Source organism: Iocasia fonsfrigidae (assembly GCF_017751145.1).
GTDB classification, from domain to species: Bacteria; Bacillota; Halanaerobiia; order Halanaerobiales; family DTU029; genus Iocasia; species Iocasia fonsfrigidae.
On record NZ_CP046640.1, the window covers coordinates 3662528 to 3676284 of the forward strand.

The 13757-nt window shown below is 34.8% G+C and carries 14 protein-coding genes; all 14 read right to left on the minus strand.

Going from position 1 to position 13757, the window contains the following annotated elements:
• Positions 1–54: 54 nt before the first annotated feature.
• The 14 genes from GM661_RS17540 to GM661_RS17605 all read right to left on the minus strand — a co-directional run bounded on the left by GM661_RS17540 (position 55) and on the right by GM661_RS17605 (position 13735).
• Positions 55–1587: a xylulokinase gene (locus GM661_RS17540; protein ID WP_230867959.1), complete on the minus strand. Its 1533-nt coding sequence runs from the start codon at positions 1585–1587 to the stop codon at positions 55–57.
• A gap of 421 nt (positions 1588–2008) precedes the next feature.
• Positions 2009–3016, minus strand: coding sequence for a LacI family DNA-binding transcriptional regulator (locus tag GM661_RS17545; RefSeq protein ID WP_230867960.1), 1008 nt, complete (start codon positions 3014–3016; stop codon positions 2009–2011).
• Between the two features lie 426 nt (positions 3017–3442).
• On the minus strand, positions 3443–4213 hold the full coding sequence (gene kduD / locus GM661_RS17550; RefSeq protein ID WP_230867961.1) for a 2-dehydro-3-deoxy-D-gluconate 5-dehydrogenase KduD: 771 nt from the start codon (positions 4211–4213) through the stop codon (positions 3443–3445).
• Between the two features lie 23 nt (positions 4214–4236).
• Complete coding sequence (gene kduI, locus GM661_RS17555; protein WP_230867962.1) at positions 4237–5067, minus strand: 5-dehydro-4-deoxy-D-glucuronate isomerase; 831 nt, start codon at positions 5065–5067, stop codon at positions 4237–4239.
• Between the two features lie 84 nt (positions 5068–5151).
• The gene (locus tag GM661_RS17560; RefSeq protein ID WP_230867963.1) at positions 5152–6429 is read right to left on the minus strand and encodes a TRAP transporter large permease; all 1278 of its coding nucleotides are present in this window, start codon (positions 6427–6429) and stop codon (positions 5152–5154) included.
• A gap of 15 nt (positions 6430–6444) precedes the next feature.
• The gene (locus tag GM661_RS17565; protein ID WP_230867964.1) at positions 6445–6912 is read right to left on the minus strand and encodes a TRAP transporter small permease; all 468 of its coding nucleotides are present in this window, start codon (positions 6910–6912) and stop codon (positions 6445–6447) included.
• 73 nt (positions 6913–6985) lie between these two features.
• Entirely contained in the window at positions 6986–7978 is a 993-nt protein-coding gene (locus tag GM661_RS17570; RefSeq protein WP_230867965.1) for a TRAP transporter substrate-binding protein, read from the minus strand.
• A 209-nt stretch (positions 7979–8187) separates the two neighbouring features.
• The gene (locus tag GM661_RS17575) at positions 8188–8952 is read right to left on the minus strand and encodes an IclR family transcriptional regulator (protein ID WP_125986659.1); all 765 of its coding nucleotides are present in this window, start codon (positions 8950–8952) and stop codon (positions 8188–8190) included.
• 233 nt (positions 8953–9185) lie between these two features.
• Complete coding sequence (rfbB, locus tag GM661_RS17580; RefSeq protein ID WP_125986661.1) at positions 9186–10163, minus strand: dTDP-glucose 4,6-dehydratase; 978 nt, start codon at positions 10161–10163, stop codon at positions 9186–9188.
• Between the two features lie 16 nt (positions 10164–10179).
• Positions 10180–10641 carry a dTDP-4-dehydrorhamnose 3,5-epimerase gene (rfbC, locus tag GM661_RS17585; RefSeq protein ID WP_407929685.1) on the minus strand — a complete coding sequence of 154 codons (462 nt, stop codon included), beginning with the start codon at positions 10639–10641 and terminating at the stop codon, positions 10180–10182.
• 52 nt (positions 10642–10693) lie between these two features.
• Positions 10694–11293, minus strand: a complete 600-nt coding sequence (locus tag GM661_RS17590; protein ID WP_230867967.1) for an HAD family hydrolase — start codon at positions 11291–11293, stop codon at positions 10694–10696.
• A 22-nt stretch (positions 11294–11315) separates the two neighbouring features.
• Positions 11316–12038 (minus strand): ABC transporter ATP-binding protein, encoded by a 723-nt coding sequence (locus GM661_RS17595; RefSeq protein WP_230867968.1) that lies wholly within the window; start codon positions 12036–12038, stop codon positions 11316–11318.
• Positions 12028–12801 (minus strand): ABC transporter permease, encoded by a 774-nt coding sequence (locus tag GM661_RS17600; RefSeq protein WP_230867969.1) that lies wholly within the window; start codon positions 12799–12801, stop codon positions 12028–12030. The genes GM661_RS17595 and GM661_RS17600 overlap by 11 nt, the downstream gene beginning before the upstream one ends.
• A complete protein-coding gene (locus GM661_RS17605) occupies positions 12782–13735 on the minus strand; it encodes an ABC transporter substrate-binding protein (protein WP_230867970.1) in 954 nt (317 codons plus the stop codon). The genes GM661_RS17600 and GM661_RS17605 overlap by 20 nt, the downstream gene beginning before the upstream one ends.
• Positions 13736–13757: the final 22 nt, after the last annotated feature.

Below are 13757 nucleotides of genomic sequence, written 5' to 3' on the forward strand. Positions count from 1 at the left end.
CATTTTGAGAAATAAAATAATATTCTTAATATCTGAATAAAACTTTGATATAAATTAATTTTCAGAAATATTATAAAGAACTTGATAACTATCCTTTAGTTTCTGATATAAATCTATATAGAGCTGATAATAATCATGATAAATATTTAATTTAGCCTGGTCTGGTTTGTGAACTCTAGCTATCTTGATAGTAGTCTCAACAGCGTCTTCAAAATTACTGTAAACCCCTACACCTACTCCTGCCAGAATAGCTGCCCCCAGACTGGTTGCCTGGTCTGCATAAGGGATCTTAATCGTTTTATTAGTAATATCAGACTTAAGCTGAGTCCAGACTTCACTATTGGCAGAGCCGCCTACACTATTAAGCTCTTCAGCAACAGCACCCACCTCTTCGGCAGTCTCCAGATTATGGCGTAATGAATAAGCAACACCTTCCATCATCGACCTGATCAAATGTTTTCTCTCTTTATCATATGATAAACCAAAAAATACTCCCCTTGCTTTAGTATCCCAAAGTGGCGACCTTTCACCAGCCATATAAGGCAAAAACATAAGTCCTTCACTACCGGCCGGAACACTTGCTGCCTCCTGGCTCATGACCTGATAAGGGTTTTTACCCTGTTCTTCAGCCAGTTTGTGTTCATAAAAACCCAGTTCCTTATTAAACCAGTTAAGAACACCTCCTCCTCCAACTGTACCTCCCTGTAGGAGCCATTTATCTGGTACTACATGATTACCCAGAATTAATTTTGGATGAATAACTGCCTTATCTAATACAATACTCATTCCTCCGGCCTGTCCGCCTTGTTCCTGGGTCTGACCAGGTTTAATTACCCCAGCCCCCAGAGTACAACAGGCTGCATCCAGTCCACCAGCAACAACAGGTATCCCCTCTTTTAAACCGGTCTCTACTGCTGCTGACCTATTTACCTTACCCACAACTTCATGGGGAGAATATAAAGGGGCCATTAAATCTAATGATATATCTAACTCATTAGCAATCTCTTCAGCCCATTCATCCTTATGTATATCGAAAAAATGAAAACCATAGCCCTGTGATAAATCCTGGGAATATTCTCCACTCAACTTATACACTATATAGGCATTACTCTGCAAAAACTTATAAGTTCTTTTATAAATATCAGCTTCATTATCCCTCAACCAGAGCATTTTAGGAGTAATATAGGCTGAATCGACAGGATTGCCATTAGTATTAATCAGTCTTTCCTCACCAATATAATTTTTCAAATAAATAGTCTGCTTTTCAGCCCTTCTATCAAGCCAGATCATAGCCCTCCTTAAAGGTAAACCATCTCTATCAACTGGTAAACAGGCCCAACTATGTCCATCAACACCAATGGCAAGAATATCATCTGTATTTATGTCATAGCTATTTTTTATTTCATTAATCCCTCTACAAACCTGCTCCCACCAGTCTCCGGCATCCTGTTCAACACAATTTTCACCAAAATAATATGTCTGGTATTCCCCCAGATAAGTACTAATAATACACCCCGCAAGGTCAAAAAGGCTTATCTTACAGCCAGATGTACCAATATCAATTGCCAGTAAATATTTAGTATCCATATAACTTTCTCCTTTAAAATTTTTGATAGAACAAAGTGACCTAACAATCATTCAAACTTAATCAATAATTATTAATTTTTTTACTATAGGAATTCTTCTTATATAAAGTCAACTTGTTATCATAATACAGACAAATATATTTACTGGACGACTCTAGAAATTATCCGTAGGCAGGACGCCGAAGGATAATTTCTCGACAGTAAGCGGAGGTAGGACACCGCAGCGCAACCTTAAACTGTTCTTGGGCGAACTACTTAAATGCGGAGTGCCTGCGGTACACGACAAGGGGAGTAAATATATTTGTCGGTCTTTAAAGTTATCTACAATCTTAAAAATATCATTTGCCTTTTAGAATTTATTATAAACGTTTCATATTATAATATTATATAGCACTAAACGTTTCGTTTTAACGCAAAATTTTTCACCCTTCATTTAATTTCCTCACAGAGTCTTTAATAATAATCCTGCTTTTCAAACGGTAGACAGCAGGATGCTTACTCATATCCTTTTTAAGCCTTTTCAGCATTAATCTGGCGGCTGTTTCACCTATTTCATCCATCGGCTGGGTAACAATGGAAAGAGACGGCTTAATTATCTTGGCCAACTGTAAATTATCATAACCAATTAGAGATAATTCATCAGGCATTTTAATATCTAGTTCATTTATTCCCATTATAGAACCTAAAGTCATTTCATAATTAGTAACAAAAATAGCTGTCGGTGGTTCTGCTAGTTTCATCAAATTGATTATTTCCTGATGACCGCTCTCTATCTGATAATCACCAAAGCGTATTAAGTCTTTATCCCTGGCTATATTATAATCCTCATGAACCCGATCATACCCAGTTAATCGTTCAACAGCAGTATAATGTTCCTCAGGTCCACAAATAATACCTATCCTTCTGTGTCCCCGGTGAATAAGCTGTTCAACAGCATCATAGGAACCATTAATATTATCAGTCAGTACTACATCACAATTAACCCCTTCGATATTTCTATCTATTAAAACCACCGGTAAATCTTTATTAACCTTATTTATTAGTTCATTATCTTCCGAACAACTGGGTACCATAATTATCCCATCAACATTTTTACTAAGTAAAAAATTCAACTTTTCCTTTTCTAATTTTTCATCTTCTCTATAATCACAAATTATGGTACTATAACCCTTTTGCAGTAGCAGGTTTTCCACCTTAGACACAATAGTCGTAAAAAACAAATTGGTTAAACTAGGTATTATAATTCCCACTGTCATGGTCTCATTTGTTTTTAAACCTCTAGCCATAACATTAACCTGATAGTCCAGTTTAACAACTGCTTCATCTATTAATTCCTTATTCTTATCTAAAACATTACCTCCATTAAGGTATTTAGACACTGTTGCTATAGACACACCTGCATATTTTGCAACATCCTTTATCGTAGCCATCTCTATCACCTTTTTATTATGAAATTGTCAAAGTATATTCTTATAAATTACAATAGCGCTAAACGTTTCGTGTAATATAATATTAACATTCTGACTTATTCCTGTCAAGCATTTTTTGAAAATTCCTTCTTATGATAAATTATTCCTTTAAGTGTGTGTTCGAAAAGATAAATAGGGGATTATATATCCCTGAACGAAGTTAAGGTGTTACCGTTGAGTGAAGGGATATATAATCCCCGGTGGTATATACTGATACTTTTCGAACAGACTCTTTAATAATGATTGCATGATTATTTTATCGTAACTAATCTAATTAAATCAAGGATAAAAGCACCTATTTCAGATAAGACATCTTAAAAAATATCAAAAAAATGAGGAAGATTTTTGTAAAAATCTTCCTCTATCACATAACAATCTATTTATTAATTAACTGGAAAGCCATCCTCCATCAACAGGAACAATTGCTCCATTCATATAATTAGAAGCTTTAGAAGCTAAAAATATAGCTGCACCTTTTAAATCTTCATTTTTACCCCATCTTCCAGCAGGTATTCTATTCAGTATGTTTTCACTTCTCTTTTTATCCTGACGAAGTGGTGCAGTATTATTTGTTGCAATATAACCAGGTGCAATTGCATTCACATTAATATTTTTAGCAGCCAATTCATTACAAAAAGATTTAGTAATACCTGCCACAGCGTGTTTACTCGCTGTATAAGAAGGAACAAAGACACCTCCCTGATACGACAACATCGATACTATATTAATTATTTTACCTTTTATATTGTTTTCTATAAAATATTTAGCAGTTTTTTGACTTAATAAAAACAAACTACGTAAGTTAACAGTTAAAACATCATCCCAGTCTTTTACAGAAAAATCCAATATTGGATGTCTTCTTATTATACCAGCATTATTAACTAATATATCTATTTGGCCGTATTTAGCTAATGCTTCTTCTACTATTTTATTAATACTTTCTTCTTCAAGTAAATCAACCTGTATCTTCAAGAACTTTTTTCCTGTATTAGATTCAATACTTTTTTTAACTTCAGAAAGATCACTTCTTGCCACCCCAGCAATATCTGCTCCAGCCTCTGCCAGTCCTTCAGCAATTGAATAACCAATTCCCTTTAGGCTTGAGCAGCCTGTGACAATAGCAATTTTATTATCTAAATTAAATAGATCCATTATCATACTCCTTTCAATATATTTTGAAGTTATTTAAGTCTTCCCATAGGTACATGATCCATATCAGAAAATGTTTGATTTTCACCAACCATTCCCCAGATAAATGTATAATTAGCTGTCCCTACTCCAGAATGAATTGACCAACTTGGGTTTATAATTGCCTCTTCATTACGGACAACAAGATGTCTTGTTTCATCTGGTTCTCCCATTAAATGAAAAACTAAATTATCTTCAGCAATATTAAAATAAAAATAAACCTCCATCCTTCTATCATGAGTATGACAAGGCATAGTATTCCAGACATTGTGGGGTTCAAGAAGTGTCATCCCCATTAATAACTGGCAGGTATCTAATACATCTGGATGAAGATATTTATAAATCGTTCTCTTATTTGAATTTTCCAGTGATCCTGCTTTCTCTGGCTTGGCATCTTTAATATTAATTTTTTTTGTCGGATAAGTTTTATGAGCTGGTGCACTATTTAAATAAAATTTAGCAGGATTATCACTATCTTTACTACTAAAAATAATCTCTTTATTTCCCATACCAATATATAGCCCATCCTTTGGGTCAAGTGAATACTCCTCTCCATCGACTTTCACAGTACCTTTAGCCCCAATATTTATGACTCCCATTTCTCTCCGGGCCAAAAAATATTCTACACCTATTTCCCTACCTGCCTCCAATTTTAATTCTTGTTTAACTGGCTTTATACCTCCAGTAATTATCCTATCAATATAACTATAAACCAATTTAACCTCATCTGAATTAAACAAATCCTGAATCAAAAATTCCTTCCTCATCTTTTCTGTTGTATAATGTTTTGCATCTTCCGGGTGTACCCCATTTCTAATTTCCATACTAAACTTCATCCTTTCCTTAATTTAAGATTTTATTAAATTGAAATACGTATTTAAAAATACTAAAACAGGAAAAATCACCTCCTAAAAAAACAAACCTGGAACCCATAATGAAACTTTCGGAAAAAAAGTCACTAAAATTAAAACTAATATATTACAGGCCAGAAAAGGTAGTGTTTCTTTAGCAATATCCATTATCGGCATATCAGAAATCTTTGATGCTGCATTTAAACACATTCCTATTGGTGGTGTTGCCAGACCAATACCAAGTCCTACAATTAAAATTGCCCCCAGTTGTAAAAGATCCATACCCAGGGTCTCCATTACTGGAACCAGGACAGGGCCAAGTAACAATAAAGCCGGACTTACATCAATGAACATTCCTATTAATAATATAAGTATGTCCAAAAAAAACAAAATCCAGAAATAGCTAACATTAAGTGATAGGATAAAATCACCAATTATGTCTGGTATCCTTTCAAAAGCTAAAATCCAGATGAATGTATAGGCAAAAGAAATTATAATCATAATAGTGCTGGAAGTAAGTATTGTCTCTCTGGCAACCTCTTTAAAACGATTAATTTTTAATTTCCTGTAGACTAAAAAACCAATTATAACTGCATACAAAACAGCTATTCCAGCTGATTCAGTAGCTGTAGCAATACCAAAAGAAACAGAAAGCACTATAAAAAGTGGCATTGATATAGAAAGCACCCCATCGACAGATCTTTTTAACATTTCTTTAAACTCAAACTTTCCTTCTTCAATAGGATGATTATTACGCCGAGAAATTATATATACCAAAATCAACTGGCTTATACCAATCAATATACCTGGTACAAGTCCTGCTAAAAACAAAGCACCAATTGATTCATTAGAAATCGTCGAATAAATTATCATGGGAATACTGGGAGGAATAATCATCCCAACAGTTGATGAACCTACAGTAATACCTGTTGCAAATGCTTTACTGAAACCCCTTTTTTCCATTTCAGGGATTAAAACTGAACCTAATGCAGAAGTATCAGAAACCGAAGAACCAGATACACCACCAAAAATCATACTGGCAATTACATTAACTTCTCCCAGTCCACCCTTAAAAGGCTTTACTAAATAAGAACAAAAATCAATTATCTTCCTGGTTATACCACTTAAATTCATCAACATCCCTGCCATACAAAACAAGGGTAAGGCTACCATTACAGAACTATTCGCACCTGCCCACATCCTTTGAGGTATCATAATTAAAAAATTAGGATTAAACACAAAATATACTATACTGGAAAGACCAAGTGAAAAACTAATTGGTAAACCAATTATAATAAAAAATAATAAGGTTAGTATTAATGCTGTAACTGCCATATAATTCACTCCTGTCTAATTACAATTTTTAATTCTCTGATAAACATCTATAACTACATAAAAAATCATAAATACTGCACTTAGTGGTAGAATAAAATATAGATATTTCATAGGTATCCTTATGCCTGGAGTAACAACATTCCCCACTTTATTTATCCATTTAAAACTAACCTTAATTACCTGCCAGTATAGATACAAAATTGAAATATCAAAAAATATATTTACTATCTTTTTTGCCTTATCTGGAAATTTTATAGAAAAAATATCTATTGACAGATGTTCTCCTCGCCTAAATGCCAGAACTGAGCCAAAAAATGTAGTAAATATAAACATAAAGACTATCAATTCCTGCACCCAAACATATGAAATTCCAAATAGATATCTTAAAAACACAGAAATAATTATAGTAATTGTCATTAAAGCAATTACATTTATGGTAATTTTCATTAACAAAGAATCTACAATTTCTATAATTCTATTCACACAATCACCTTCTTTTTCAGGGCCAGTCTTATAACCGACCCTGTTTTTTTACTAATCTAAATTTCTTATTATACTATTCTGCAGTTCTTATCTCATCTATTTCTGCCTGAGTAAAGAAACCCTCTTTAATGTAATAATCATATACTGCTTGTGATTTCTCAATAAATTGTACCCTCTGTTCTTCAGTTAAATAATTTACTTCCATTTTGTCTTTCAAAATTTCAAAAGAATCCTCGGTTGCTTCACGATTTAATTTGTCATTATAAATCATCATTTTTTCTGCACATTTTTTTAGTATTGCCTTTAAGTCTGAATCAAGGGAATTATACCAATCTAAGCTAACATATAGTGGACTGGGATGGAACTGGTAGTTAACTATCGTTAGGTATTTTTGTACTTCATATAATTTTTTGTCTACCATATTTGTAAATGGATTTTCCTGACCATCTGCAACTCCAGTTTTTAAGGCCATATATAGTTCAGCATAAGGAACAGATACTGGGTTACCACCTATTGCTTTAACCGTTTTAATGATACTATCTATAGGTGGTGTTCTCATCTTAAGACCACTCATATCTTCAGGTGTTTTGACAGGCCTCTTATTATTACTAAAATTCCTTAACCCACCTGCCACACCAGTGGCCAGTATCTTAATATTATTCTTTTCTGTAGTTGCTGCAATCTTATCCCCAATTGGACCACGGATAATAGAATATACAGAATCAATATCTTTGAATAAAAATGGCATAGTATAAATTAATAGCTTTGGAGATGCGGCTTCAAACTGTCCACCTAAGGTTGCCTGAATTGCTCCAACTTTTACAGTTTCCATCATTTCTGCTTCTGTACCTAGTTGATTAGAGGGATATATTCTTACTTTAATTCTACCGTTTGTTTCTTTTTCAACAAGTGATTTAAAATATACACATGCCTTATGTCGTGGGGTCTTTACCGATTGACTATGACCAATTTTCATTTCATAATCTACCGCCAGAACACTTCCACTCATTATAAGACTAAACACCCAAAACAGAACAATACCTAAAACAATTTTACTATTCCTCATTTTTTTCCTCCCCTTTTTTATACGCTAAGAAAATATATTATAAAATATGTAATCAATACCCCCTTTTCAAATATTTTTAGATGAATAATAAACCTAAAACAAATTTTAGGTTTAAATTATATTTAATGATTTAAATAGCAATTTATTTTTCATATATATAAAACTTTTTTCACGAATAAAAGCAAAAAAATATACTTATTTATAAAAGTCTATAAAAGTTGATAACCCATTTTAAAGGAAATATTTAAGGCCTCATGCTGTATAGTATTAATCAGAGAAGGCATATTCTTTTTAATTCGAGCAGTATCACCCGTTATTCCCAGGGCAGCACATACACGTTTTTTAGAATCAAATACTGGAACAGCAATACATGTTGTGCCCAAAAAAACTTCTTCATTATCTAGAGCATAACCTTGTTCAACTACCTTTTGAAGTTCTTCGGCCATCTTTTTTCGGTCTGTTATAGTATTGTGAGTAAATCGCACTAATTCTATATTTTTTAGTAATATTTCTCTCTTTTCTGCTGGCTGGTATGCTAATAGAACTTTACCCGCAGCGGGGGCATTCAATGGTAGACTTGATCCAACAGTTGACCTGGTTTTGGTATTATTTGGTGTCTCAATAATTTCAAGAAAATACAAATCCTCCTCGAAAATAATACCTAATTGAGAAGTTTCACCACTATCTTTTGTAAGTTCACGCATATAAGGCAGTGAATTATTCCTCAAATTCTTTATCCATTCAACATGGTTTCCTAATTGAAACATCTTAAAACCCAGTTTATATCGTTTTGAAGGTAGTTCACACTCAATTAATTTGTATTTTTCAAGTGTCTTTAAAATATTGTATGTAGTTCCATTCGGTATATTAAGAGTTTTTCCAATATCAGATAATCTTGTGTTTTTTTTTGAAGTAGCCAAATATTCTAATATTTTAATTGCCCTTTCTAGGGTAGATTCTCTAGTTTTATTCATTAATTATTATCACCTTTTCCTCATCTTCTCGTATGTCTTTTTATAATTTTCAATATTTTGAATACACACCTAATATTACTAATGCAAACATCAATTTATACTCAGTTCCCTGTTTGATTATAATTAAAATGAAATATGTTTTCATATATAAAAAATATATTTCATATTTATATTATAAATATTTTGACCATAATTGTCAAGAATTTTATAAAACTATCTAAATATAACTTCATCTACTTTTCCATCCTATGAGTTTTTAATACCCTCCACCAATCTTCATTAGTACAATACCACTCTATTGTCTCCTTTAATCCCCTGGAAAAATCATATTTAGGTCTCCAGCCGAGGTCCTGTCTAAGTTTTGTATAATCTATAGCATATCTCCTATCATGTCCAGGTCTGTCTTTAACAAACTTAATTAACCCCCGGTCTTTACCAAGTATATTAATAATAGCCTCCGCTATCTCTATATTCCTTTTCTCATTATTACTACCAATATTGTATATCTCCCCTGCTTTTCCACTACGCAGCACCACATCTACTGCCCGACAGTGATCTCCTACATGAATCCAGTCCCTGATATTCCCGCCGTCACCATATAGGGGTAGTTCCCTATTATTTAAGGCATTAGTAATAAGAAGGGGTATTAATTTCTCAGGGTATTGATAGGGACCGTAGTTATTCGAACAGCGGGTAATATTGACAGGGAGGCCATAGGTTTTATGATAAGCATCGACCAGTAGATCAGCCCCTGCTTTGCTGGCAGAATAAGGACTGCTGGGCTGGAGTAAATCTTCCTCAGTAAATAATCCTTGAGCACCTAATGAACCATAGACTTCATCAGTAGAGACCTGAATAAATTTATTTATTTTATATTTAACAGCAGCCTCCAGTAGAACCTGAGCACCGCTAATATTTGTCTGGATAAAGACATCAGCCTCTTTAATGCTCCGGTCAACATGAGATTCTGCAGCAAAGTTAATTATTACATCAACACCCTGTTTCATTAACCCATCAACAAGCTCTTTATCAGCAATATCCCCTTTGACAAATTTATAATGTTCATTATCTTCCAGTCCCTTAAGATTATTTAAGTTACCAGCATAAGTCAGTTTATCAAGATTAAGCACTTCATCATCATAATGTTCTAAAATATAATGGATAAAATTCGAACCAATAAAACCAGCTCCACCGGTAACCAGCAATTTCATTTAAAACCCTCCTATTTTATCTATTCTTTGTCTCCCAGTCAAAACCAATCTCCGGGTCATCCCAGGGAATCCTGTACTCATCAGGGTTTTCCCTATTATATGGCTTTGTTGTAAAATACATTATAGTAGCAGCCTTATTACCAAGCACCTGATACCCATGGGCAACACCCTTAGGTATCAGGAGTAATACCTGATTATCCTCACCCATATAATAAACATCTGTCCTGGCCCTTGTTGGTGAATCCTCCCTTAAATCATATAATACCACCTGGGCATTACCTGAAGGAAAAAACCAGATATCATCCTGTTCTTGATGATAATGAAATGCCTTAATAACACCAGGATATGTTTTAGAGAGTGAGGCCTGCCCAAACAATTCTAGCAACCCATCATCCCTGCGCAAAACCTCCATAAAAAAACCCCGATCATCAGGATGCTTAACTAAACTCTTCACCCTAACACCTGTAATCACTGATATATTCCCCCTTCCAGGATATTACTATAATAATATGCTGGTTGAGAGTAAAATATCAGTGAAACAGACCTAATTCCTGCAAATCTCCCCTTAACTGTACCGGGCTTTTAAATTGTATTGTCTTAATCCCAAAATCCTCAGCGGCCAGAAGATTATCCTCCATGTCATCAATAAACACAGTTTCTTCAGGGGACAGTGAATAATTTGCCAGTAGATAGCGGTATATCTCCGGCTCCGGTTTTACAGCATTAATCTCTGCCGAAATAACCAGTTCATCAAAATTATTAAAAAAATCATAATTTGCAACCAGTTTAAAGGCCTCTAAGTGGAAATTTGACAAAACATAAAGACTATATCCCCTGTCTTTGAGTTCCTCCAAAATCCCAATGCTCCCTTGGATAGGCTGCAATATCTCCTCCCAGTCTCTGAATATATCACTAACCTCACTGCCAAAACCATGCCGTTTTGTTAAGATTTCTACAGCCTCCTGCTGACTAATACTACCCCTGTCAAGCCCTATCCACTCCTCACTCTTGAAAACAGAGTTATATAATTTATTAATTAATTCTTCATCATCATATTTCTTTTCCAGATATCCCCTGGGGTCATAAGATAAAAGCACATTCCCTAGGTCAAAAACAACATTTTTTATCATTACTAAACAACTCCTTTTTTAATTAATCCATTAAATAAAGGTCAGCAATCTCCTGTAAAATACTATATATCCCCTTATCAGCAAGCCCCCTCTCCCCCTGAGGTATTCTTATTTTAAACTCTTTTTCTATCCCGGCCGGTTGACCTGCCAGAAAACAGATCCGGTCAGCCAGTAAAACAGCCTCTCTGGGATCATGGGTAATAAGCAAAATCGAGTAGGCTTCTTCCTGCCAATTCTTTAGTAACAACTCACGTAGTTTTATTTTTAACCCTGTATCAATAGATTTAAAGGGCTCATCAAGCAAAAGTAAATCAGGTTTAATTGAAAGGGCCCGGGCAAACTCCAGGCGCTGTTTCATACCACCACTCAATTCCCCTGGGAAACTATCCCGAAAATCAATTAAGCCTACCCCTTTTAAAAGATACTCCCTCAGAGCTGCCCCTTCCTTTTCAGTGAGAAAGTTCTGCTGAACAAAGGTAAGGTTATCTTCCACACTCTTCCATGGTAAAAGCCTGGGCTCCTGAAAAACACAAGCCAACCTCAGCCCCTCCTTTAAAGTTAATTCGCCGACATCCCTGTCAAGTAAACCAGCAATAATATTAAAGAGTGTTGTTTTACCACTGCCAGAAGAACCAATAAAGGCTACAATCTCTCCATCTTTGAGTTCAAAGTTAATATCAGCCAGCACTTCATAGGCATTATATGATTTGGCCAAGTTTTTAATACTAAGTAAATTAGCCGACATCTGGCTCCCACCTCATTACATATTTCTTTAAAGGCTTAATAATCAAATATTCAAAAGAAAACATAAGGACTATCAGTACAATAGACCAGGCAAAAAGCCTATCTGTCTGCAAATTGTTATTGGCAACACTCAGGGCAAAACCTATCCCACTGGAACTCCCCACAAACTCAGCAAACACTGTCGACTTCCAGGCAAAAGCCAGACCAATACTGATAGCTGACATCAGGTGAGGTAGGAGGGAAGGAAGATAAATATCAAAAAAAATCTGTTTCCTGCTGCAGTGATAAAACCTGGCCATTTCAACAAGCCCATAATCTATATTACCCAGCCCATGGTAGATATTTATAAAAACAACTGGAAAACTAACAATAAAAATCAGAAAGATAGGTGTTAAGTCATCAGCAATACCAAACCAGATAACTGCCAGAACCAGCCAGACTACTGGTGGAATGGTCTGCATAATTGTTATCAGTGGCCTGAAAAAAAGCCTCCAGAACTTACTGTAACGTAGAAAAAAAGCAAAAACAAGCCCGGCAATAATCGCTCCTGAATAACCAATCATCGTACGTTTAACTGTAATTAAAATAAAAGTGACCAGTATTCCACTTTCCAATAGCTCAATTAAGACCTGAGCAGTTTCCAGTGGAGAAGGCAGAATTAAAGAAGAAAATCTGCTGGATAAACCTCCCCATAAAAGAAGCACTGCCAGAACACCAGCAGTGCCGACAGCTATTTTAAAAAAACTAGAAGTAAAATGATTCATCAGGTAATTTACCACCTATCATCTCTGGGTATAATGTCATAATATCCCTAAAATACCTCTCAATTAATTTGTTCTCTTCTAAAACAGGATAACAATCCAGTTTTACCCTGTTAAAAGACTTCAGGATTAATTGAGCAGGCATACCATAGTATTTGGCTGCCAGTTCTGCCGCCTCTTCAGGATTGTTATTCACCCAGTTTACACCTATCTTATAATAATCATTAAAACTATCTGTTAACTGCTGATTTTCCTCTAAAAAGTTATTACTAACAAAAAGCCCTACAAATGGTATCCTACCGTCACCATTATGGTGTTTAGCCCATTCGTCTTGAATATTTATTGATAAGCTGGCCTTATCGTTATTACTCAAAATCTTGGTCACTAGTGGTTCAGGGAGTAAAATGGCATCTAATTTACCCATCATAAATGTCCTGGCCCCATTTTGTAAGGGCTTATAAACCAGGTTAATCTCTTCAGAGGCAATACCCTCTTTATCCAGAAAATACCGGACTAGAAAATCCAGCGGTCCCCCTAACAAAGGCAGGCTGAGTGTCTTACCCTGCAGGTCCTCCCAGGTATCTGCCTCAAATCCATTTGTCAGAACATAATCTATTGCCCAAATGTTGGCATTAAGCAATTTAATATTAATCCCTTTATTAAAAACCTTGGCTCCAACATTAACACCAGTCAACATCATATCTATCTCATTTTTAGCAATCAAAGAAATAGCCCTATTATGGTCAGCTGATATCTTTACATCAATCTCTATATCCTCACCTAGCACACCTTCTTCTGCCATCCATAACACTGGTAATGCCCCTACTGTTGTTGGTGTCTGCACTTTTATCTTTTTTATTCCCTCTGCATTAACAGCAGTAGTCATTACAAATACAATAAGCAGACTTAACACTAAAAACAACTTTTTTCTTCCCATTAAGATCACTCCCTTATCAAAA

Excerpts from the sequence above, each read along its gene's own strand:
- GM661_RS17540 (WP_230867959.1), bottom strand. The coding sequence starts at position 1,587 with ATGGATACTAAATATTTACTGGCAATTGATATTGGTACATCTGGCTGT.
- GM661_RS17545 (WP_230867960.1), bottom strand. The coding sequence starts at position 3,016 with ATGGCTACGATAAAGGATGTTGCAAAATATGCAGGTGTGTCTATAGCA.
- kduD (WP_230867961.1), bottom strand. The coding sequence starts at position 4,213 with ATGATAATGGATCTATTTAATTTAGATAATAAAATTGCTATTGTCACA.
- kduI (WP_230867962.1), bottom strand. The coding sequence starts at position 5,067 with ATGGAAATTAGAAATGGGGTACACCCGGAAGATGCAAAACATTATACA.
- GM661_RS17560 (WP_230867963.1), bottom strand. The coding sequence starts at position 6,429 with ATGGCAGTTACAGCATTAATACTAACCTTATTATTTTTTATTATAATT.
- GM661_RS17570 (WP_230867965.1), bottom strand. The coding sequence starts at position 7,978 with ATGAGGAATAGTAAAATTGTTTTAGGTATTGTTCTGTTTTGGGTGTTT.
- GM661_RS17575 (WP_125986659.1), bottom strand. The coding sequence starts at position 8,952 with ATGAATAAAACTAGAGAATCTACCCTAGAAAGGGCAATTAAAATATTA.
- rfbB (WP_125986661.1), bottom strand. The coding sequence starts at position 10,163 with ATGAAATTGCTGGTTACCGGTGGAGCTGGTTTTATTGGTTCGAATTTT.
- GM661_RS17590 (WP_230867967.1), bottom strand. The coding sequence starts at position 11,293 with ATGATAAAAAATGTTGTTTTTGACCTAGGGAATGTGCTTTTATCTTAT.
- GM661_RS17595 (WP_230867968.1), bottom strand. The coding sequence starts at position 12,038 with ATGTCGGCTAATTTACTTAGTATTAAAAACTTGGCCAAATCATATAAT.
- GM661_RS17600 (WP_230867969.1), bottom strand. The coding sequence starts at position 12,801 with ATGAATCATTTTACTTCTAGTTTTTTTAAAATAGCTGTCGGCACTGCT.
- GM661_RS17605 (WP_230867970.1), bottom strand. The coding sequence starts at position 13,735 with ATGGGAAGAAAAAAGTTGTTTTTAGTGTTAAGTCTGCTTATTGTATTT.